Origin of the sequence: Streptomyces sp. NBC_00090, assembly GCF_045160815.1 — a bacterium.
GTDB lineage: Bacteria > Actinomycetota > Actinomycetes > Streptomycetales > Streptomycetaceae > Streptomyces.
The window spans coordinates 6,657,535-6,678,690 of the sequence record NZ_CP108224.1; the positions used below are offsets into that span (position 1 = coordinate 6,657,535).

General features: G+C 72.0%; 16 protein-coding genes. 10 read left to right on the forward strand and 6 right to left on the reverse strand.

Translation table 11 applies throughout. The features are described from left to right. Positions 1 to 114 precede the first annotated feature (114 nt). Complete coding sequence (locus OG361_RS29855) at positions 115 to 2,046, reverse strand: acyl-CoA dehydrogenase (RefSeq protein WP_405858403.1); 1,932 nt, start codon at positions 2,044 to 2,046, stop codon at positions 115 to 117. 260 nt (positions 2,047 to 2,306) lie between these two features. Between OG361_RS29855 and OG361_RS29860 the strand changes: the two genes are divergently transcribed. From OG361_RS29860 to OG361_RS29870, 3 genes are all read left to right on the forward strand, one after another. Continuing rightward, the gene (locus OG361_RS29860; RefSeq protein WP_405862518.1) at positions 2,307 to 2,993 is read left to right on the forward strand and encodes a ScbR family autoregulator-binding transcription factor; all 687 of its coding nucleotides are present in this window, start codon (positions 2,307 to 2,309) and stop codon (positions 2,991 to 2,993) included. Between the two features lie 110 nt (positions 2,994 to 3,103). Then, complete coding sequence (locus OG361_RS29865; RefSeq protein WP_405858405.1) at positions 3,104 to 4,339, forward strand: cytochrome P450; 1,236 nt, start codon at positions 3,104 to 3,106, stop codon at positions 4,337 to 4,339. A gap of 817 nt (positions 4,340 to 5,156) precedes the next feature. Next, positions 5,157 to 5,831 (forward strand): ScbR family autoregulator-binding transcription factor, encoded by a 675-nt coding sequence (locus tag OG361_RS29870; RefSeq protein ID WP_405858407.1) that lies wholly within the window; start codon positions 5,157 to 5,159, stop codon positions 5,829 to 5,831. 106 nt (positions 5,832 to 5,937) lie between these two features. On the opposite strand, the gene OG361_RS29875 is transcribed toward OG361_RS29870, so the two are convergent. Continuing rightward, positions 5,938 to 6,627 (reverse strand): TetR/AcrR family transcriptional regulator, encoded by a 690-nt coding sequence (locus tag OG361_RS29875; RefSeq protein WP_405858409.1) that lies wholly within the window; start codon positions 6,625 to 6,627, stop codon positions 5,938 to 5,940. A 167-nt stretch (positions 6,628 to 6,794) separates the two neighbouring features. Between OG361_RS29875 and OG361_RS29880 the strand changes: the two genes are divergently transcribed. The 4 genes from OG361_RS29880 to OG361_RS29895 all read left to right on the forward strand — a co-directional run bounded on the left by OG361_RS29880 (position 6,795) and on the right by OG361_RS29895 (position 12,738). Then, positions 6,795 to 7,412, forward strand: a complete 618-nt coding sequence (locus OG361_RS29880) for an isochorismatase family protein (protein ID WP_405858411.1) — start codon at positions 6,795 to 6,797, stop codon at positions 7,410 to 7,412. 170 nt (positions 7,413 to 7,582) lie between these two features. Further along, positions 7,583 to 10,213: a YfhO family protein gene (locus tag OG361_RS29885; RefSeq protein WP_405858413.1), complete on the forward strand. Its 2,631-nt coding sequence runs from the start codon at positions 7,583 to 7,585 to the stop codon at positions 10,211 to 10,213. Positions 10,214 to 10,341: 128 nt separating this feature from the next. Further along, entirely contained in the window at positions 10,342 to 11,307 is a 966-nt protein-coding gene (locus OG361_RS29890; RefSeq protein WP_405858415.1) for a glycosyltransferase family 2 protein, read from the forward strand. 3 nt (positions 11,308 to 11,310) lie between these two features. Beyond that, positions 11,311 to 12,738 (forward strand): polysialyltransferase family glycosyltransferase, encoded by a 1,428-nt coding sequence (locus tag OG361_RS29895; protein WP_405858417.1) that lies wholly within the window; start codon positions 11,311 to 11,313, stop codon positions 12,736 to 12,738. A 5-nt stretch (positions 12,739 to 12,743) separates the two neighbouring features. Here the strand turns inward: OG361_RS29895 and OG361_RS29900 are convergent, their stop codons facing one another. Further along, on the reverse strand, positions 12,744 to 13,517 hold the full coding sequence (locus OG361_RS29900; RefSeq protein WP_405858419.1) for a VOC family protein: 774 nt from the start codon (positions 13,515 to 13,517) through the stop codon (positions 12,744 to 12,746). 167 nt (positions 13,518 to 13,684) lie between these two features. Here OG361_RS29900 and OG361_RS29905 point away from each other — a divergent pair, with 167 nt between their 5' ends. Then, positions 13,685 to 14,512, forward strand: coding sequence for a sulfurtransferase (locus tag OG361_RS29905; RefSeq protein WP_405858421.1), 828 nt, complete (start codon positions 13,685 to 13,687; stop codon positions 14,510 to 14,512). A 154-nt stretch (positions 14,513 to 14,666) separates the two neighbouring features. On the opposite strand, the gene sepH is transcribed toward OG361_RS29905, so the two are convergent. After that, a complete protein-coding gene (sepH, locus tag OG361_RS29910; RefSeq protein WP_384567880.1) occupies positions 14,667 to 15,731 on the reverse strand; it encodes a septation protein SepH in 1,065 nt (354 codons plus the stop codon). A 443-nt stretch (positions 15,732 to 16,174) separates the two neighbouring features. Between sepH and OG361_RS29915 the strand changes: the two genes are divergently transcribed. Further along, the gene (locus tag OG361_RS29915) at positions 16,175 to 17,185 is read left to right on the forward strand and encodes a hypothetical protein (protein ID WP_405858423.1); all 1,011 of its coding nucleotides are present in this window, start codon (positions 16,175 to 16,177) and stop codon (positions 17,183 to 17,185) included. Between the two features lie 3 nt (positions 17,186 to 17,188). Here the strand turns inward: OG361_RS29915 and OG361_RS29920 are convergent, their stop codons facing one another. Together OG361_RS29920 and OG361_RS29925 are read right to left on the reverse strand one after the other, a co-directional pair. Further along, positions 17,189 to 18,529 (reverse strand): D-arabinono-1,4-lactone oxidase, encoded by a 1,341-nt coding sequence (locus OG361_RS29920; protein ID WP_405858425.1) that lies wholly within the window; start codon positions 18,527 to 18,529, stop codon positions 17,189 to 17,191. Further along, positions 18,468 to 19,733 (reverse strand): MFS transporter, encoded by a 1,266-nt coding sequence (locus OG361_RS29925; RefSeq protein WP_405858427.1) that lies wholly within the window; start codon positions 19,731 to 19,733, stop codon positions 18,468 to 18,470. The genes OG361_RS29920 and OG361_RS29925 overlap by 62 nt, the downstream gene beginning before the upstream one ends. A 286-nt stretch (positions 19,734 to 20,019) precedes the next feature. Between OG361_RS29925 and OG361_RS29930 the strand changes: the two genes are divergently transcribed. Next, positions 20,020 to 21,147 carry a ferrochelatase gene (locus OG361_RS29930; RefSeq protein ID WP_384567891.1) on the forward strand — a complete coding sequence of 376 codons (1,128 nt, stop codon included), beginning with the start codon at positions 20,020 to 20,022 and terminating at the stop codon, positions 21,145 to 21,147. The last annotated feature ends 9 nt before the right edge of the window (positions 21,148 to 21,156 follow it).

Consider the following 21,156-nt stretch of genomic DNA (forward strand, 5'->3'; position numbering starts at 1 on the left):
CCTCTGACGGGCAGTGCGCTCCTCGCCAGGCCATCGGACCGCTGGACTCCGGGACGACCGTCGAGCCTTCGCCTCCGGGCGGAGGCCCGACGGTTCGGGTCGCTCCGAGACGCGTCACTCCCAGACGCGAGCCGGGCGAGCCCATTCGTCCGCTCCGTCCCCGAGCCGCCTGTCGGCGGCGATCGGGATGGCCCCGAGGAACTCGGAAGGCAGGTCGAAGGCATCGACCAAGGCCATCATGTGGGGTGCCAGGCCGGCGATGACACCGTTGACGAGGTACGGGAGCATACGGACGTGATCGGCGGTCAGGTGGCCCTCCGCGAGCAGATCGCCCGTGTGACCCTCGATCTGACGGAGCAGGAACAGCCTGCACAACTCCTCGAGGAGCGTGCGCGTCGCGTCGCTCTCCGCCTGGGCCACCGCTTCGATGAAGGCGTCGGCGGCCTTGAGGCCGGCGTAGGCCGAGACCATTTCCAGGGCAGGGCCGGATGCCTCGTTCCATCGGCCGAGCGGATCGCCCTTGGGACCTTGACGCAGCGCCGTACGAGCCCGCGACTGCCAGAGCGCTACGACTTCGGTGAGGAGATCGCGGAGGAAGGGAAGGCTGGTCAGTGACATGTCGGCGGGCGGCGTGAGGGGACGGGCGCGGCGCTCCATGTCCTGCCCGAAGAGCATCTCGGACCCGGCCTTCACCCAGATGACGAGGTTGTCCCCCTCGGCGGTGATCCCGCCTTCGATGTTCTGAGTCAGCTCGGAGATGCCGTTGGCGGGGAAGAACCCCTGTGCCCCGCAGCGTTCGCGGGCCTCGGTCGTCAGTGCCCGGGCCTGCCAGGTGATCCAGCCCTTCGCGATGGCGATGAGCCGTTCCACGTCCGCCCGCTCCTGAGGGGTGTGCTCCATCCATCGGGACACCGTCGTGCGGTGGAGGAAGGTCATCGCGTACGCCGTGGCGAGGCCGTGGAGAAGGCGGCCGTGATGACTGCGGTGCGCCGCCAGGGGCACGCGCTCACCGAGCTTCGGGCCGCTGATGTAGCGCGAGTGGGCGTGGCGTACGGCGATGGCCAGGGCCGCGCGGGACATACCGAGGGTTCCGGCGCTCATGCAGAGCTTCCCGGCGGTGACGCGGCCGACCGAGCGCAGGAAGCGCTTGCGCGTGCTGCCGACCTCACTGTGGAGACGGCCTTCGCCGTCGAGGCGGCCGTGGGCTGCCTCCAGCAGGGCTTCACGGGGGAGCCTCACGTGCTCGAAGGCGGTGAGGCAGTGGTCCACGGGGGTGCCGGTACGGTCGGGGAGCTTGCGGACGTGGATCCCGGGAAGGTGGCCGTTCTCGTCGCTCAGCCGGGTGAGGAAGAGGAAGACTCCCTGGTCCTCGCCGTCGATCACGAGACGGGCCGCGACGACGGCGCTCTTCGGCCCGCCGGCCAGGCTCGTGTTCGGCATGAACTTCTGGGCGCCCGGGGTCGGTGTGTGCAGGATAAAACCACCTGTCTCGGGGTCCAGTACGGCAGTGGTCCGGAGTGCCGGAGCGTCGTTGCCGTGGTCCAACTCCGTACAGAGAAACGTTCCTGTGCTGCGCATCGAGGTGAACTCGGAGAGGTCGCGCCCGCCGGCGCCGTTCTGATGATCGAGCAGGCTGCCCAGGAACAGGTTGTAGTGGATGCTGGCGAGGGTGCAGACGCCCCCGTCCGCGACTCCGACCCACTCGTGCAGAGCGGAGAGCAACCGCGCGTCCCCCGCGAGGTCCAGGGGAGAGTCGACACGGGTGTTGACCGATCGCAGGCGCTCGTACGCGAGGGCCGTGCGGTCGCCGGGGGACAGGCCGGCGCGGTGACGGAACTCCTCTGTGGCGAGTAGTTGTCGCCATGAACCATGGACGCGGTTCCTGTCGTCCTGATCGAAGAGCAGGTGTGCCAGTTCCCGTCGTAAGGGAGAGGCGCCCTCGACCGGCTCGACGCTCGTGCGGCGCTCCGGGCGCCGCTGCTCGGGTATGCGCCCCGGCTCCGCTTCCCGGGACGGACTTGTGGCTTGGAACGTCAGGATGGTCATGGTCAAAGGCCCCTCTGAACGCCGTCAGCGACTGATGAGGACCATAAAATACCTACCAACCGGTTTAATCAACAGGAGTCCCCCCTTGAAAAACCGGCTGACTGGTTTTATCCTTGGGCGTGTTGCAGCGCTCCGCGGCCGAGGGAGGTCCGTAATTACCGCTTTTTGGTGATTCTGGATGACCGTTCCTTGAGGTAAGGGCCCATCAGCGTGCCTGGGTAAGATTGATACCGGATGGTTTCTTTCTCTGGAGGTGGGCTGTGGTACGGCAAGAACGGGCTGTGCGAACGCGTCAGGCAGTACTGGTCGCGGCTGCGGAGGTCTTCGATCAGGTCGGGTACGACGCGGCGTCGATCTCCGACATCCTCACGCAGTCCGGCGTGACCAAGGGGGCCCTTTACTTCCATTTCCCGTCCAAAAGGGATCTGGCTCAGGGGGTCCTGGACGCCCAGGTCGACGCTCTTCCGGCGGTCCCCGTGCGGGAACTGAAGCTGCAACAGTCCATGGACGAGGCGCTGTTGCTGGCCCATCTCCTCCAGAAGGGGACGGGTGACCCGATCGTCAGCGGCAGCGTGCGCCTGACCGTGGACCAGGGGTCGAGCAAGGACGGCCTGGACCGGCGCGTGCCGATGCAGCGGTGGATCGATCACACCCAGAGCCTCTTCGAAGAGGCCAAGCTGGCGGGGGAGATCCTGCCGCACATCGATGTGGAGTCGATCACGAAGCTGGCCGTCGGCGCCTTCACCGGAGTCCAGGTTCTGTCGAACATCATGACGGAACGCGAGGACATGTCGGAGCGGGTCATCGACCTCTACCAGAACCTCATGGCGGCCATCGCGGCACCGACGGTACTCGCCCGGCTCCAGTTCGATGCGGGACGAGGCGCGGAAGTGTACGAGGAAGCTGTACGACTGCGGGACGAGAGGAGCGAGCTCGCCTCGCCCTGAGCCGTCGGCGCGATCCGTCACGGGAACACCTGCGCCGAAGGCGGCGGGGAGTGTCCGTGGGGGAACCGGATCGCGCTCACACCACACCAAAACACACGGGGGATCACACGATGAAAGCACCTGCATGCCCTTACGCGCTCGACGTCCTGGGACGTGACCTCGCGGGCGAGGCCGTCATGTTGCAGCGGCAGGGGGCCGCTGTGGAAGTGGAACTGCCCGGCGGAGTCCTCGCCTGGGCAGTCACCCGGCAGCGGTACATCAAGCAGGTACTTGGGGACCCCCGGGTCTCCAAGGACGCCCGCAAGCACTGGCCGGCATTCCGTGAAGGGCGCATAACCGACCAGTGGCCCCTCTATCCCTGGGTGGCGAACGAGAACATGCTCTTCGCCTATGGCGAGGACCACTCCCGTCTCCGCCGCCTGGTCGCGGGAGCGTTCACCGCCCGCCGCACGGAAGCGCTCCGCGGCCGTGTGGAGGCGATCGTCGCGGAACTGCTGGACGGCCTGGAGCTGCTGCCCGGCGACGAGCAGACCGATCTGCGGGCGGTGTTCGCCAAGGTCCTGCCCGTGAAGGTGATATGCGAACTGTTCGGGGTTTCGGACGCCGACACGAGCCCTCTGTGCTCCGCCCTGGACACCGTCTTCGACACCACCGTCAGCGGTGAGGAGATGGCCGCGGCACGGCTGCGGGTCTTCGGGATGCTGGCCGCGATCGTCCAGGAGAAGCGTTCGGCACCCGGCGACGACCTGACGTCCGCCTTGATCGAGATCCGCGACAACGGCGAGGGGCTCCAGGAGCAGGAACTCCTCGGAACCCTGTACCTCATGATCGCGGCAGGGCAGGAGACGACCTGCACGTTGATCGTCAACGCCCTCGCCGCCCTGCTGACCCATCCCGAACAGCTGGAGCACGTCCGGGCGGGCCGGGCCGACTGGAACGACGTCGTCGCCGAGACCATGCGGACCCGTAACCCGGCGGCCTTCTCGCCCATGCGGTTCGCCGTGGACGACATCGACCTGGACGGCGTGTCGATCAAGAAGGGCGACCCCATCCTGGTGTCCTTCGCCGCCGCCGGGATCGATGCGGAACAGCATGGAGCCGACGCCGCCACATTCGACCTGATGCGTCCCGGACGCCGCGAGAACCTCGGCTTCGGGCACGGTGTCCACCACTGTGTCGGAGCCCCGCTGGCCCGGTTGGAGGCATCCGTCGCCCTGGCCCGGATCCTGGAGCGTTTCCCGCGGATGACGATGGCCCGCCCGGTGGAGGAGCTCGACCCGATGGGATCCTTCATCGTCAACGGATACAGCTCGCTCCCCGTTTTCCTGAACCCGGCAGCCGCCTGACCACGATTCGGTAGTAGCCGTCTGACCGCGATTCGGCAGCCGCCCGACCGCGATCCCTCCGATCCGCCGCCGCGCGGAGGCAGGGCAGGCCGGAGCCGCTCCTGAAGCCCCGAGCGTGGAAGTCCTGGCCGTGTGTACCCCGGCCGAGCTGCCTCGTCCCCTCTCCGTGCGGCCAACCCACCAGCCGGACCCGGCCGTTGCCGCGGGACCGGAGGGTCAGCATGAACAGCGCGAGTCGATCCGCGGCCGCGCCCGCCGCCCCGCCCGCCGCCCCGCGAGCAGGCGGGGGAGCGTGGCGCCCTTACCCGCCGGAGCCCACCCCGGGCCGAAGAGCGGCTCCATCAGCCGCGACAGCCCGGCGAGTTCCTTCTTCGGTGGCGCCATCGGCTGCGCGTGATCACCGGACCGCTGCGCCCGCCACCGTCGACTCGGAGACAGGTCTGTTTATCAGGGAAATAGCGCGGTTTTCCCGTACCTGTCGAGCCATATGATGACTGCTGGCGACTCGAAGAGAACCTACTGGCCGGTATACGTCCCATCGAGACCCGATGTTGCCTCTGGCGGGGGCAGGCAGGTAGGGCCGCCGGCCGCTAGGGCGCCTCGGCGGTACCCCTCGCTCCACAGGGCTCCGCGCAGTCGGCGATGGCGCTTTCTCGACGTTGCAAGGTAAACCGCACAGGCGGTTTGTTAGGGTAATATGTGAACGTACCCATCACGCCGACCTGTTGTCCCGCAAGCGCGGCGACCCGCCTCAGCAACCGTACGAAGACGGGCAGTCGGCCGGAGGGCCGCTGGCCCCGCAGCGAGGAGAGCCCAGATGGCCATGCAAGATCGCGCGGTTCGCACCAGACGGGCGCTGGTCCAGGCCGCCGCCGAGGTGTTCGCCCGGGAGGGGTTCGTCCAGGCGTCGCTGACCTCCATCAGCAGGACGGCGGGAGTGAGCACCGGCGCGCTGCACTTCCACTTCGAGAGCAAACTCGAACTGGCCCTGGCCGTCGAGGGGGAGGCCTGCCGGATCCTTCGGGAGCAGATCTGTGGGCAGGGCGGTGATCCGGACGGCAGCAGGTGCACCCATCCGCTGCAGCGTCTGATCGAGGCCACGCACCTGCTGCTGCTGCGACTCCGTGACGATCCGGTGGTCCGGGCGGGGTTCGGGCTCGGCGCGCGAGGTGCTCTGGGGCCGGACGGCGGCGCGGGTCTGCGGGGCCAGTGGAGGCGCTGGGTCGAGGAGGTGCTCGACGAGGCGGGGCGCAGGGGGGAGCTCGCCGAAGGGGTCGTCGGCGCCGACGCGGCGCTCGCGGTGGTAGCCGCGACCGTGGGGTTCGAGGCCATGAGCGTGGGGGCTCCCGAGTGGCTGGACCCGGCCACGGCCGACCGGTTCTGGGGTGTGATGCTTCCCCGTCTGGCGGCGCCCCCGATCCTGGACCGCAACAGGCGCCATCCGGCGAATCGGGGAGCGCTTGTGCCGGCGGACCCTGCCGCGGGGCTGTAGCGGGCCGCCTCGTGACCTCGGTGACGGCCCGCGCCGACGCGCTCTCCCCGATGCGGGCGCTCGGGGCCGTGCCGGGTCCGGCCTTGAAGGCGCCGGGCGTGGCGCGTTACGCCTCCGGGGGCGCGGCCGCCGGCCGGAGTGAGCGGGTCAGGTGGTCGAGCGCGTCGCCGCTGACGGGTGCCGTGCCCGTGAGAGTGCCGACCAGCGCCTGGGCGAGGAGGGTCGCCGTACCGATCCGGGCGTCCTCGCGCTCGTCGCCGGTGACCTTCCCGATCACGGCGTCGCGCACCGCCCGGGAGATGTCGGCGCTTCCGAACAGCTCGGGGAAGGAGAGCGCCATCATGCAGACCCCCACGTTGGCGGAGAGGATCGACTGCCCGGCCAGCTCGGGGGTCATGCGCAGGCGTCCGGCGTCGCGGCAGCGCTCCACGGCCGTCAGGAGGATGGCCTGCGCCTCCTTGATGGCCTGCGGCTTGGCATCGCCCGTCGGCGTGAACATCAGGCGGTAGAGGTACGGGTTGCGGAGCGCGAACGCGACGTGGCTGTCCCAGGCCGTACGCAGGTCCGCCACCGGATCGTCCGTCAGCGGGTTGCGCCTCTTCTCGGCGAGGAAGCGCGCGAAGCCGATGTCGGCGACCGCGGTGAGCAGGCCCTGCTTGTCGCCGAACTGGCGGTAGATCTCGGGCATGCCGACCTTCGCCCGGTCGCAGATGGCCCGGGTCGAGATCGCCAGGGCGTCCTTGGTGGCGAGCAGTTCCTCGGTGGCTTCCAGGATGCGCTCTCGTGCCGTCGACATGGCTCTCACGATAACAGCGCTAACAGGGGGGACCTGGGCGTTTGTGGTGCTTGAGCCCCCCGTCGGGCGCCCTCGCGGGAGTTCTGTTATCGATGATTACGGAATGTGTTAGCGTAGAAAACGCCGCCTCCCCCTCCATCCCCCCGTACGCATCGAAAGGAACCGCCATGACCGCGTCCACCACCCTGCGTGAGGTGATCGGCCTTCCCCAGGAGCTGCCGCGACTGGCCGACTCGGCCCTCATCATGATCGACTTCCAGAACACCTACCGCGGCGGCGTCATGCGGCTCGACGGTGCCGAGGAGGCCGTGGCCGCCGGCGCCCGACTGCTCGCCGCCGCCCGGGCCGCCGGCGCGCCCGTCGTGCACATCGTGAACGACGGCGGCGAGGGCACCCCCTACGACATCCGGGCCGAGGTCGGCTCGATCAGTGACGAAGTCGCCCCGATCGAGGGCGAGAAGGTGGTCGTCAAGCAGTTCCCCAACGCCTTCCACGCCACGGACCTGGAGCAGACCCTCAAGGAGCTCGGCGTCAGCGGCGACCTGGTCATCGCCGGGTTCATGACGCACATGTGCGTCCTCTTCACCGCGCAGGGCGCCTTCAACCTCGGCTACCGCCCGACCGTCGTCGCCGAGGCCACCGCCACCCGGCCGCTTCCGGCGCCGGACGGCACGGTCGTCGCCTCCGAGGTGCTCCAGGCCGCGAGCCTGACGACGGTCTCCGACCTCTTCGGTACGGTCGCCCGTACGGTCGACGAGCTCGTGTCCCTGACACCGGCCGCCTGACCCGCTCGACGACGGCCGGGCGACACCATGGGGCACCGGGAGTTCACCCGGGGTGTACCGGAACGGCGCCTGATGATCGGTTACGGGTCGCCCGCCTCGGCGGTAATGGCGGTCGACCCGTGACGTTCCCTCTCCGGGCGTTCCCGCTCCACCCGCCCCTTGGAGGTCGTGTGCCCCCCGCCGCCGAGACCGTGCTCGACGAGGTCGACGGCGAGAAGGGGGAGGGCGCGAACCGGCGCGGGCCCGGCTCCCTCGTACGAGCCCTGCGGGCCCCGGCCGGCGCCGCGCCGCTCGCCGCCGCCCTGCTCACCACCGTGCTGCTCTGCGTCGCGACCGCGCTGTCCCGCACGTACCCCTTCGGGCCGGTGACCAGGAACATCGTCGACCTCGGCCAGCAGTACCTGCCGTTCCACGCCTACTGGCGCGCCCTCCTGCTCGGCGAGACGCACGGCGACGCCTTCCTCAACTGGAACTCCGGCTTCGGCTCCAACTTCCTCGGCGACATCGGGACCTACCTGAGCAGCCCCTTCGACCTGCTCGTCGTCCTCTTCCCGGCGGACCGGATCGAGCTCGCCCTCTACGTGGTCACCGCCGTCAAGATCGCCGCCGCGGGAGCCGGGGCGGCGCTGCTGCTCCTGCGGCTGCGCCCAGGACCCTGGCCGGTCGCCGCCGTGCTCGGCACCGCGTACGCCCTCTCCGGATGGACTCTCAACTACGGCGCCACCGTCCCGATGTGGCTCGACGGACTCGTCGCCTTCCCGCTGCTCTGCCTGGTCGGCGAGTGGGCCCGCACCGGCCGCCGTCCCGTCCTCGGCCCCCTCGTCGTCGCCCTGTCCTGGATCGCCAACTTCTACACCGCCTACATGGCCACCCTCGGCGCCGCCGTCGTCCTCGCCGTCCGGCTCCTCACCGCGGAGGAGAGCGCGACCGCCCGGCAGCGGATCGCGGGCGCGCTCCGGGCCGCCCGGGGCGTGCTCATCGGCATCGGGCTCGCCGCGCCGCTCGTCGTGGTCGTCTTCCTCGCCACCCGGGTCGCCGACCCCACCCCGGTGACCACCTTCGCGCCCGCGCCCTGGACGGACGTCCTCGCCCGCTTCCTGCCCGCGACGGCGAGCGTGGACAGCCCCGCCCTCTTCATCGGTACGCCCGCCCTCGCCCTCGCCCTGACCCTGCCCTTCAACCGGGCCGTCGCCCCCCGCGTCCGGGCCGGCTGGACGGCGGCCGTCGTCCTGGTGACGCTCTCGCTCCAGTGGGAGCCCACCCATCTGCTCTGGCACGCGGGAGCCTCGCCCAACGGCCTTCCGTACCGTCAGACCTTCGTCCTGTGCGGCCTCCTGCTGATCGCCGCCTGGCTCTCGGTCGCCCAGGGGGTGCCCCGGCCGACCGCGCTCCTCGCGGGCGGCGCGCTGCTCGGGACCCTGGCGTGGGCGGCCCGGGGGAGCGTCGACATCGACGACCGGACCTTCCCGGCCTTCCTGGCCTCCGCGGGCCTGGCACTTGCCGCCGTCCTCCTCGCCCGGGAGGGCATCCGGCGGAAGGAACCCCGCGTCCTCCCCGCCCGGGAGGGCACCCGGCGGAAGGAACCCCGCGTCCTCCCCGCCCAGGAGGGCACCCGGCGGAACGCCACCCGCGTCCTCCCCGTCCTGGCCGTACTCCTCCTCGTCGCCGCACAGGCGGGCGAGACGGTCGTCACCGGGAAGCGGATCGAGGAGCAGCAGCGCAGCGAGGTCGCCTGGTCGCCCCGGATCGGCCCCTGGCACGCGTCGGCGGCCCGCGAGGTCGCGCGCGCGGACGGCTGGCCCCGCTTCCGTACGGACCCCGGAGAGGTGCCCGGCGGCAACGACGTCCTGATCGTCGGAGGCCAGGGCGCCGACTACTACAGCAGCCTCACCGCCGACGTGACCTCCTCCACCCTCTCCTCCCTCGGCTTCGGCCACTACGCCAAGGGCCGGCATCCGGTCACCCTCGACAACCCCGTGACGGACGTCCTCTTCTCCATCGGCACCCGGATGCGCTCCGAACCCACGGAGCCGGTACGGCAGGACGCACGGCCCCGCGCCACGGTCACCGTCGCCACGACCCCCGTACCGCCCCTGGTGACGGTCCGCCCGCGCGGTCAACGCGCCCCGCGCCCGGGGGACTCCGCCTTCGTCCGGCAGGAACTCCTCCTCGGCGCCTCGGTGTACGAGCTGCCGCCGGAGACACGCCGTACCGGACGCACCCTCACCGCCCGCTGCCCGGCGGGCTCCGAAGTCTGGTTCTGGGCCCCCGAGTACAAGGGCTCGGCGGCCCTGGCAGGGGCGGCCGCCGTCGACTTCGAGGGGAAGCCACCCGCCGTACGCGCCCCCATGCGGGCCCTCGGCGCCGTGCCCGCCTCCGGCGACGTGAGCATCGACCTGCTGCCCGAGGCCGGGATCAGGCTGCCCCGCCAACCCGTCGGCTGCCTCGTCCGCGCCCGGCTCGACTCCGCCGTCCGGCAGCTGACCGCCACCGGCGCCACCCGGGTGCGCGCCGGCGGCCACGGCGTCACGGCCGAACTGCCCCCGGGCAGCACGGGCGTCGCCGTGCTCGCGGCCCCCCGCATCTCCGGCTGGCGCTGCGCCGCGGGAGACGCGGCGCCCGGACCCGCCCGCGCCTACCAGGGGCTCGTCGCCGTCCCCCTCGACGGGCGGGCGACCACGGTCAGCTGCTCCTTCCGGCCGCCGGGGCTGCGCCTCGGCGGCGCCGTCGGGGCGGCCGCGCTCCTCGCCCTGGCCGCGACGGCGTTCCTGCACCGCCGCTCCCTCCGCGCCCGTCCCTGACGGGTTTCCACCAGGGACGGCAAGAGTTCACCCGGAGTGCACGCGCGGATCGTTCACCCGGAAAACCGGACGGCTACTGTGCCCGCCGTACCGGCGTTTAATTGTTCGATTCAGTGTGGGGATTCCGAGTGCCTGAACTGTCCGTCGTCGTCCCGTTCCACAATGTCGGGCCCTACGCTCCCGACACCCTGCGCAGTCTCGCGAACAATGCGAACCCGGAATTCGAGTTCCTGCTGATCGACGACTGCTCGACGGACGACACCCCGGAAGTCCTCGACCGCTGGCGCGACCGTCTGCCCAACGCCACCGTCATCCGGCACGAGACGAATCTCGGCGTCGCCCAGGCGCGCAACACCGGAATCGACGCGGCACGGGGCGACTACCTCACCTTCCTGGACGGCGACGACTGGTACGCACCCGGCCACCTGAGCGCCGCCGTGGCCGGAATCTCCCGCCTGGACTGCGATTTCGCCCGTACCGACCACGTCCTCGCGGAAGGCCGGAAACGCCAGATCCGCTACGCCCCCGCCAAGCGCCGCGACACGGTGATGGACCCCAGGGACGGCATCTCGCCCGCCAGCATGGTGACGATGGTCGACTATCCCTTCGTCCCCTTCGGCATTTACAGCGGACGGCTCTTCGAGAACGGCGCCTCGCGTTTCGAGACCTCCCTGAGAACGGCCGAGGACCGCCTCTGGATCTGGCGTCTCCACCTCAAGGCACGCACGTTCGCGGCCCTTTCCCTGCACGGTGTCTTCTACCGGCGAGGCGTCACCACCTCGCTCACCCAGATCACCGACAACCGTCAGCTGGACTTCATTCCCTCGTACGACCTGCTGCTCGACGACGTCTCCCGGGACGCCGAGGCGGACCGCTTCCTCCCGAAGGCGGTCCGCACCTACTGCGCGATGATCGCCTTCCACATGGGCAAGGTCGGGAAGTACGAGCCCGCCGTCGCCGAACGGCTCCGCGCCGACGTCGGAGACGCCCTGCGACGCATGCCGCAGCAGGTCCTCGACGAGACCCTCGCCACCATGGACACCCCGCGCAGCACCCTCCTCCGGAGCCTGCGCGAAACCGGAAGGACCGCCTGACCCATGGCTCCCGACACGAACCCCGCCATGGCCCCCGGCACGGCCCCCGACCCCCGCCGGGTCCAGATCTTCCAGGTGTCCACCCTGTACGGCGCCGCCACTCTGGCGGCGGCGCTCGACGCCGGACAGTTCGGCCCCCGCGCGGACGCCCGCCGGCTCCTGCTGATCTCGCACAACGCCGAGATCCCGGAGACCGCGTTGCGCCTGGAGACCATGACCGGCTACGAGCGGATCGCCGCCCGCTTCGACTCCACCCTCGACTGGAACGAGACGGTCCACCCGTACCACCCCGCCACCTGGGCCCCCCGGCCCGAGGAGGCCCCGCTCTGGCAGCGCGTCCTGCGGACCGCCTGGGACCTCGGCACCGCCCCGGTCGAGGTGATCGTCGAATCCATCCAGGTCAACCCCGCCAAGGCGCTCGCCGCCGTCTTCGCCGAGAGCTCCGTGGAGGTCTACGCCGACGGCCTCATGAGCTACGGCCCGACCCGCTCCGACCTCGCGCAGTCGATCGCCGTCCGCATCCGGCGGGTCCTCCACCTCGACCTGGTCCCGGGGCTGCGGCCCATGCTCCTGAGCGAGTACGGGGTCGAACCCGAGCTCGTACCCGACGGCGCCTTCCGCGCGGTGCTCGCCGAGATCGCCGAGGCCTCCCGCGCCGAGGAGGCGGAGGGCGCCCCCGGAGCCGGGGAGGGGGATTCGCCGGTCGCGCGGGCGATCGCCGCCGAGCCCACGGCGCTCCTGCTCGGCCAGTACCTCGCCGCCCTCAACCTCCTCACCGCCGAGGAGGAGGAGGAACTGCACGTACGGATGCTGCGCGGAGCGGCGGCGGCCGGACACCGCTCGGTGGTCTTCAAGCCGCACCCGACCGCGCCCGCCCGCTACTCCCAGGTCCTCGACGAGGAGGCGGAGCGGGCCGGCGTACGGCTGACGGTCCTCGACGGGCCGCTGCTCGCCGAGACCTTCTACGAGCGGTGCCGGCCCCGGCTCGTCGTCGGCTGCTTCTCCACGGCGCTGCTCACCGCGGCCGTCTACTACGACATCCCCGTCGCCCGCGTCGGCACGGCCGAGGTCCTCGAACGGCTCACCCCCTTCGAGAACAGCAACCGGATCCCGCTCACCGTCGTCGACCACCTGGTCGCGGACCTGGAGGGGGGCGAGGAACCCGCGGTCCCCGGAGCGGCCCCGGCCTCGCTGGCGCCCCTGGTGCGGGCCGTCGGGTACTGCATGCGGCACAAGAGCCACCCGGGGCTCCGCGAGGAGGCCACGCGCTTCCTTGCCGAGCACCACGCGGAGCCCGGCATCGCGCACCACTTCACCCCGGAGCGGCTGACCCAGCTCGGTCTGCCGGGCGCGACGGCGGCCACCGCCCCGGAACCGGCCGGCGGCACGTCCCGGCTCCGCCGCGGCCTCGCACGGGCCCGCCGGGGCTGAGCGGGTCAGCGGTCGGCGGACCTCACGAGCGTGAACACCGCGCCCTCCGGGTCCGTCACCAGGGTGAGCCGCCCGGCGGTGCCGTTCCGCGGCGGCTTCAGCACATGACCGCCGAGCTCCGCGACCAGCCGGGCGGCCCCGTCGGCGTCGTCGACCTCGAAGTACGTCATCCAGTGCGCGCCCCGGTCCCGGGGCAGCGCGTTGCCGACGCCGTGCAGGGAGGCCACCGGGCGCTCGTCCAGGTGGAGCGTCGCGAAGTCGAAGTCGGCGGAGACGACCGGCTCCACCTCGTAGCCGAAGACCGACCGGTAGAACTTGCCGACCGAGGACGTCTCGTACGTGAGGAGCTCGTTCCACACCGGGGTCCCGGGCGGCCCCGCGGTCGCGATGCCGTGGTGCGCCTCCGCCTGCCAGACGCCGAAGACCGCGCCGGTCGGGTCGGAGCAGATCGCCATCCGGCCCGCCTCGCCGGCGTCCAGCGGGCCCACCGCGACCGTGCCGCCGCAGCAGCGGATGGTCTCCGCGGTCTCGTCCGCGTCGTCGGTGGCCAGATACGTGGTCCAGGCGATGGGCAGGTGCCGGTCGGGCGGCAGCTGGCCGATGCCCGCCACCTCCTGGCCGTCGAGCAGCGCCCGCACGTACGGGCCGAGGGGCTGCGGGCCGGGGACGAATTCCCAGCCGAAGAGCGCGTTGTAGAACTCCTGTGTCGCGTCAAGCCCGTGCACCATCAGGCTCACCCAACAGGGTGTACCGGGTGTGCGCCGAGTCGCCTCGGTCATCGTCACTCTCTCCTCGGACCGTCGTCGTGGCCGTGCCGCGTGCGTCAGGGCCGATGGTCGCACCGACGGGCGGGCGGCGCGTCCCGGCCGCACAGCCAGTGGCGCGTTGTCACGGGAGGACGCCGGGTCGTCCTCCCGCGGCCGTGCCGCTGCGCGAGGATGGACCCATGAAGCCCATCATCTCCGTAAGCGAACTTCGTAGCGAGTCGGCCGGGCCGCGTCCGCCGGTCCTCCTGGACGTCCGCTGGACGCTCGGCGGCCCGCCCGGACGACCCGCGTACGAGGCCGGCCACATCCCCGGGGCGGTCTACGTCGACCTGGACACGGAACTCGCGGGGCCGCCCGGGAGCGGCGGCCGGCACCCGCTGCCCGGCGTGGCGGCCTTCGGGGCCGCGATGCGCCGAGCGGGTGTCTCGGCGGAGCGGCCCGTCGTCGTCTACGACGGCGGCCTCGGCTGGGGCGCGGCCCGCGCCTGGTGGCTGCTCCGCTGGGCGGGCCACCCGGACGTGCGGGTCCTCGACGGAGGCCTCGCGGCCTGGACGGGGGAGCTGTCCGAGAAGAGCCCCGAGCCGGAGCCGGGGGACTTCCGCCCGGCGCCCGGCGCCCTGGGGCTGCTCGACGCGGACGAGGCGGCGGCGCTGGCCCGCGCCGGGCTGCTCCTGGACGCCCGGGCGGCGGAGCGGTACCGCGGCGACGTGGAGCCGATCGACCGGGTCGGCGGGCACATCCCGGGCGCCGTCTCCGCCCCGACGACGGAGAACGTGGCCGAGAACGGCCTGTTCCTGGGTGCCGGCATCCTGCGGGACCGCTTCACCGCCCTGGGCGCCGCCGAGGGCACGCCGGTCGCCGTCTACTGCGGCTCGGGCGTCTCCGGCGCCCACGAGGTCCTGGCCCTGGAGATCGCGGGCATCCCCGCGGCCCTCTACGCCGGCTCCTGGTCGGAGTGGTCCGCGGACCCGGCCCGCCCGGTCGCCACGGGCCCGGACCCCCAGTGACCCCGCGGGACCCGGGACCCGGGGCCGAGGCATAGCCGCACCCGCACCCGCCCCCGTACGCGAAAGGGCCCGCGCCGGCAATCGCTCGGCGCGGGCCTTTCATGTACCAGGGCGTACAGGCGTACGGAACAACAGGTGCGTACGGAGGTCGCCGCTACTCCTGCTTCTTCCTCCGGGTGCCGAAGACGATCTCGTCCCAGCTGGGCACCGCCGCGCGGCGGCCCGGGCGGACGCCGTCCGCCTCGGCCTGGCGGTCGGTGGTGCCCGTCAGGCGGTCGCGGTGGCCCGACACCGCGCGCGGCATCAGGACGTCGGCGTACGCGGAACCCGCGCCCGCCGAGGCGGCCGGGGCCGGCGGCTCCTCCGCCTCCGACTCCTCGGAGGGCTCCGTGTCCGCGGGCTCGGGCACGACCATGTCGCCGCGGAAGCTCGGCACGGCCTCCAGGAGGCTCGTCAGCGTGTCCCGCTCCTCCTCCGGCTCGGGAGCCGGGGCGGGCGTCCGCTCCAGACGGTCCAGCTGGCGGTCGAGCGCCCGGTCCAGGGGCCTGTCCCGGGGCAGCCGGGCGATGCGCGGCACGAAGGGGAAGCTCGGCTCCGGCGCGGCGGCGATGGTGTCGTCCGTCTCGCCGATCAGCGCCCGCGCCTCGTCGTCCACGGCCTGTACGAGCCGCCTGGGCGGGTCGTACGTCCAGCTCGCCGTGTGGACCTCGCCGGCGACGCGGTAGACGAGCAGCACCTCCCAGGTGCCGTCGTCGCGCCGCCACGAGTCCCACTGGACGGTGTCCTTGTCGGCGCCGCGCAGCAGCAGCCGCTCCTGCACCGCCTCGCCGAGCTGCGGGCCGCTGTTCTCCCCGGGCCTGCGGACCGGGGTCTTGCGGGCCCGCTCCGCCATGAAGGCGCGCTCCGCCAGGACGGGGCCCTCGAAGCGCCGTACGCGGTCGACGGGGATGCCGGCGAGCTGGGCGACCTCCTCGGCGGAGGCACCGGCACGTATCCGCGCCTGGATGTCACGGGGGCGGAGGTGGCTCTCCACCTCGATCTCGATCTGGCCGAGGCGCGCACGGTCGTTGCGCACGGCGGCGCGGAGCCGCTCGTCGATCGGAAGTGTGTACTCCGTGCTGTCAGCAGCCTTCAGCACCAGTCGTGTGCCGTCGTTGGAGACGGCCACGACACGCAGTTCGGGCATGGGGACCTCCCGGGTGGTGCCTGCCGACGTCACGTGCGTCGCTGCTTCCGCTAGTCGAGTGTGGCCTGCCCGGGTGCAGCCTGCCACTACCTTGCCGAGTTGCCCGGCGTGTCGGGCATGGACCCTGGGACGCCGTTATGGCACGGTTACCTGATCGCCACTCAGAGTGACTGACGGTCACGCTGTGCAGCGGGTCTCCGTGCGGTGCAAGGCGCCGCCGGTTCGAGTGCCACGTTCGGCCCCCTCCCCGATCCCGGGCACCCGTGAAGGCGTCCGGACCCAGGGTTCGCCAATGTACTCCATTCGGGCCACTTGGGTGGACCGGCGCGCCGCCCAACTTCTCGGGCGGTACGGGAGTTGAGTCTCCGCGATCTTCCCCTCACGTGTCGCTCTTCACAGAACCAACAGAAACGGAACTATTCGCTTCGCCCATTTGTCCCTTCTGGGTGCAAGGCGAACGGAAGAACCGTCAGGGGTTGGAGATGCGTCACAGGCCGGAGACCGACACGGACGAGCCGGAGAAGCGGGAGGAGCCGAAGGAGGAGCCGAAGGAGGAGCACGCGGACGAGGAGAAGGAGGGCGGCAGGAGGAGGATCGACCTGAGCGTGGCCCAGGTCTCGGGCAGCGCCCTGGCCGCGGTCATCGCCGCCAAACTCGCCTCCACCCTCGGTGTGTACGGCACGATCCTCGGCGCCGGAGTGATCAGCGTCATCGCCACCTGCGGCGGCCCGCTCTTCCAGCACCTGTTCAAGCGCACCGGAGAGCAGGTGCGCGACGCGACCACGGCCGCCGGCAAGCCGAGGACCCGTCAGGTGCCGCTGTCGGCCGCACGGCCGGCGCGGGACGCCGGCGACCACACGCTGATGCTCGGCACGGTCGCGCCCACCGCCACGTACTCCGGCGCGTCCGAGCCCGAGGAGGAGTTCGGCGCGGCGACGACCCACGGCACCCGCGTCCGGGGCTGGAAGCGCCCGATGATCGCCGCGGCCCTGGTCTTCGGCGTCACGATGGGCGGCATCACCACCTACGAACTGGTCTCCGGCCAGGACTTCAGCGGCACCCAGGGGGCCACCACCTTCGGTTCCGTCGTCCGTGGCGGCGGGCACTCCGGCCAGGACGCGCCGGACCGGGGCGAGACCCCCGCTCCCACGCCGTCCGGCTCGGCCGGCGACGGCGGACAGCGGGAGGACGGCGACGGCACCCCCGCGACGGGCGTCACGCCGGACCCGGGCGATCAGGGCACCGAAGGCACCGGCACCGCGACCCCGGACCCGGAGCCGACGCCCACGGACTCCACGGACCCCACCGGTTCCACCGGCGGCGAGTCGACGCCCACCCCGACGCCGACCGGCCCCACGGCCGATCCGGCCGATCCGGCCGATCCGACGGAGCCCACGGAGCCGACCGAGCCGACGCAGACCCCGACCACCGGCGCCGCCGACCCGGCGGCCCCGGACCCGGCCGGTGCCGGGACCGGCACCGGGTGACCGTCAGTCGCCGAGGACCCGGCGCAGGTAGTCGTTGCCGAACAGCCGGTCCGGGTCCAGCCGGTCGCGCAGCGCCGTGAACTCGGCGAAGCGCGGGTAGACCTCGGAGAGGTAGGCGGCGTCACGGGTGTGGACCTTGCCCCAGTGGGGGCGCCCCCCGTGCGCCGTCATGATGCGCTCCACCGCGGTGAAGTACGCGCGGTGGGGCGTTCCCTTGTAGAGGTGGACGGCGATGTACGCGGTCTCCCGCCCCGAGGCCGTGGACAGCGCGATGTCGTCGGCCGGCGCCGTACGCACCTCCACCGGGAAGCTCACCTTGAGCGGCGAGCGCTCGACCATCGCCTTGACCTCCCGCAGCGCGGCGACCGCCGCCTCGCGCGGGAGCGCGTACTCCATCTCCAGGAAGCGCACCCGGCGAGGCGAGGTGAAGACCTTGTACGGGATGTCGGTGTAGGTACGGGCCGACAGGGCCCTGCTGGAGACCTTGGCGATCGAGGGGATGACCGGCGGGACCGCGCGCCCCACCGAGCAGGCCACCTGGAAGAGCCCGTTGGAGAGGAGCTCGTCCTCGATCCAGCCGCTGACCCTTCCGGGAGGAGCTGCGGGGCCCGCGCTGCGGTTGTTGCGCTTGGTGTTGCAGTTGTCCGTGTGGGGGAACCAGTAGAACTCGAAGTGCTCGTTCTCCGCGTGCAGCGCGTCGAACTCCGAGGTGACCCGGTCGAAGGTCATCGGCTCCTCGCGCGCGGTGAGCAGGAAGACCGGCTCCACCGCGAAGGTGATGGCCGTGACCACACCGAGGGCGCCGAGCCCGATCCGGGCGGCCGCGAAGACCTCGGGATTCTCCTTCTCCGAGCAGGTCAGCAGCCGCCCGTCCGCCGTCACCAGCTCCAGCTCGCGGATCTGCGCGGCTATCGAGGCGGAGTCGCGGCCCGTGCCGTGGGTGCCCGTGGAGGTGGCCCCGGCGACGGTCTGCTCCATGATGTCGCCCATGTTCGTGAGCGACAGGCCCTCCCGGGCCAGCGCCACGTTGAGCCGCTTGAGCGGGGTGCCCGACTCGACCGTGACGGTCATCGCCTCGCGGTCGATGCGCCGGATCCCGGTCAGCAGCCCGGGCCGGATCAGCACCCCGTCGGTGGCGGCGATCGAGGTGAAGGAGTGGCCGGTGCCGACCGTCTTCACCCGCAGGCCGTCCGCGGCCGCCCGGCGCACCGCCTCGGCGAGCTCCTCGGCCGAGGCCGGGCTCACCTCCCGTACCGGACGTGAGGTGACGTTCCCCGCCCAGTTACGCCACGGGCTGCTCTCCGTCCTGGCGCTTCCCGACCCCGCTGTTGTCGTCCCGCTCACGCTGCCCCTCCCGGTTCGGCGCCGGCCTGCTCAGCCGGCGGTGTCCGAGGAGACCCACCGCGACCGCGAGCGCACCCGAGACGACGGGCACCACGTACCCCGCCTCCGCCCCGGACGCGTCGACCACCCAGCCGGCGGCCGAGGAGCCGAGCGCCACGCCGATCGCGAGCCCGGTACCCGTCCAGGTCATGCCCTCGGTCAGCTTGGTGCGCGGTACGTGCGCTTCGACGAGGGCCATCGTGGTCACCATCGTCGGTGCGATGGAGAGGCCCGCGACAAAGAGCGCCACGGCCAGCAACGGCAAGTTCCCGGCCAGTAGGAGGGGGATCATACTCACGGCCATCGCGCAGACGCCCAGGAGCCAGCGGCGGGACGGCTCGCCCTTGAGGTGCAGCAGTCCGAAGACGGCGCCGGCCAGACAGGAGCCGAGGGCGTAGACGGCGAGGACGAGGCTGGCGGCCGCCTTGTGGCCCTGCTCCTCGGCGAAGGCCACGGTCACGACGTCCACCGAGCCGAAGACGGCCCCGGTGGCGACGAAGGCGAGGGCGAGGACCTGGAGACCGGGGGAGCGGAGCGCGGACGTGGTCTTCTCGCCGCTCTCCCGGGGGTGCGGCACGGGCTCCGTGGCGCGCTGCGCGGTCAGCCAGAAGACGCCGACGGCCAGGAACATCCCGGCGAAGAGCGGGCCGGCCTCGGGGAACCAGGTCGTCGACAGACCGATGGAGATGATCGGACCGAAGATGAAGCACACCTCGTCGACGATCGACTCCCACGAGTACGCGGTGTGCAGGCGCCGCTCGTCGCCGCGGTAGATCTCCGCCCAGCGGGACCGGGTCATCGCCCCGATGCTCGGCACACAGCCGATCACGGCCGTGAAGACGAAGAGCGTCCAGTCGGGCGCCTCCTGCTGCACGCAGACGAGCAGGCCGGCGGCACCGGCGAGCGAGATGAGGGTCGCGGGGCGGAGCACCCTGCGCTGCCCGTGGCGGTCGACCAGACGCGAGACCAGGGGGCCGAGGACCGCGGCGGACATCGCGAGCGCCGCCGAGAGCGCGCCGGCGAGGCCGTACCTGCCGGTGACCTGCGAGATCATGGTGACGACGCCGATGCCCATCATGGACAGCGGCATCCGGCCGAAGAATCCGGCGACGGAGAACGAGGTGGTTCCGGGGGCCGCGAAGATCGCGCGGTAGGGGCTGGGCAAGAGGCTCTCCGGATCTCCGTGCTTCGGAGCTGGCTCCGGGCGACGACTCAACACGTGTAATTAATAGCTAAAGCCTACGGTGTTGAAGTCGATCGGTCATCCCCCTTTTCGGACAGGCGCCGCCGGGCGCTCCGCCGGGCGCTCCGTCGGACGGACGCCGTCGGACGGACGTCCGTCGGACGGGCCGCGCCCGCCGCCGTGGGGCGGGCCGCGCCCTGCCGTGGGACGAACGCCGTCGGACGGGCCGCGCCCTCCACCGCCGGAAGCGGGTGGGAAGATCGGTGCCATGTCCGATCAGCACGATCCCGCCCCGTACGACGCCCTGCTGCTGCTCTCCTTCGGCGGCCCCGAGGGCCCGGACGACGTGGTCCCGTTCCTGGAGAACGTGACGCGCGGCCGAGGCATCCCGAAGGAGCGGCTCAAGGAAGTGGGGCAGCACTACTTCCTCTTCGGCGGCGTCAGCCCGATCAACGACCAGAACCGCGCGCTGCTCGACGCGCTGCGGACGGACTTCACGGAGGCCGGTCTCGGCCTCCCGGTCTACTGGGGAAACCGGAACTGGGCGCCGTACCTCACCGACACCCTCCGCGAGATGATCACCGACGGCCGGCGCCACATCGCCGTCCTCACCACCAGCGCGTACGCCTCCTACTCCGGCTGCCGCCAGTACCGCGAGAACCTCGCCGACGCGCTCGCCGCCCTGGAGGCCGAAGGGCTCCCGCTGCCCCGGGTCGACAAGCTCCGGCACTACTTCAACCACCCCGGCTTCGTCGAGCCCATGGTCGAGGGCGTGCTCGCCTCCCTCGCCGACCTCGACGCGTCCGTCCGGGACGGCGCACACCTCGCCTTCACGACCCACTCCATCCCCGACTCCGCCGCCGACAGCTCCGGCCCGGTCACCGAACACGGCGAGGGCGGTGCCTATGTGCGCCAGCACCTCGACGTGGCGCGGGTGATCGTCGAGGCGGTCCGCGAGGAGACCGGCGTCGCGTACCCCTGGAAGCTCGTCTACCAGTCCCGCAGCGGCGCCCCCCACATCCCGTGGCTGGAGCCCGACATCTGCGACCACCTGGAGGAGCTGCACGGCGCCGGGGTGCCCGCGGCCGTCATGGTCCCGATCGGCTTCGTCTCCGACCACATGGAGGTCCTGTACGACCTCGACACGGAGGCCACCGCCAAGGCGGCCGAGCTCGGCCTGCCCGTCCGGCGCTCCGCGACCGTCGGGGCCGACCCGCGCTTCGCCGCGGCCGTCCGCGAGCTCGTCCTGGAGCGCGCGGCGAACGAGCGGGGGGCCCGGGCCGAGCGGTGCGCCCTCGGCGCCCTCGGCGCCTCCCACGACCTGTGCCCCATCGGCTGCTGCCCGGCCAGGGCGGAGCGGCCGGCGGCGGCCGGCGCCGACAGTCCGTACGCGTAAGGAGTCAGC

Coding starts and splice junctions, on each gene's coding strand:
- OG361_RS29855 (WP_405858403.1), bottom strand. CDS start 2,046: ATGACCATCCTGACGTTCCAAGCCACAAGTCCGTCCCGGGAAGCGGAG.
- OG361_RS29865 (WP_405858405.1), top strand. CDS start 3,104: ATGAAAGCACCTGCATGCCCTTACGCGCTCGACGTCCTGGGACGTGAC.
- OG361_RS29870 (WP_405858407.1), top strand. CDS start 5,157: ATGGCCATGCAAGATCGCGCGGTTCGCACCAGACGGGCGCTGGTCCAG.
- OG361_RS29875 (WP_405858409.1), bottom strand. CDS start 6,627: ATGTCGACGGCACGAGAGCGCATCCTGGAAGCCACCGAGGAACTGCTC.
- OG361_RS29880 (WP_405858411.1), top strand. CDS start 6,795: ATGACCGCGTCCACCACCCTGCGTGAGGTGATCGGCCTTCCCCAGGAG.
- OG361_RS29895 (WP_405858417.1), top strand. CDS start 11,311: ATGGCTCCCGACACGAACCCCGCCATGGCCCCCGGCACGGCCCCCGAC.
- OG361_RS29900 (WP_405858419.1), bottom strand. CDS start 13,517: ATGACCGAGGCGACTCGGCGCACACCCGGTACACCCTGTTGGGTGAGC.
- OG361_RS29905 (WP_405858421.1), top strand. CDS start 13,685: ATGAAGCCCATCATCTCCGTAAGCGAACTTCGTAGCGAGTCGGCCGGG.
- OG361_RS29930 (WP_384567891.1), top strand. CDS start 20,020: ATGTCCGATCAGCACGATCCCGCCCCGTACGACGCCCTGCTGCTGCTC.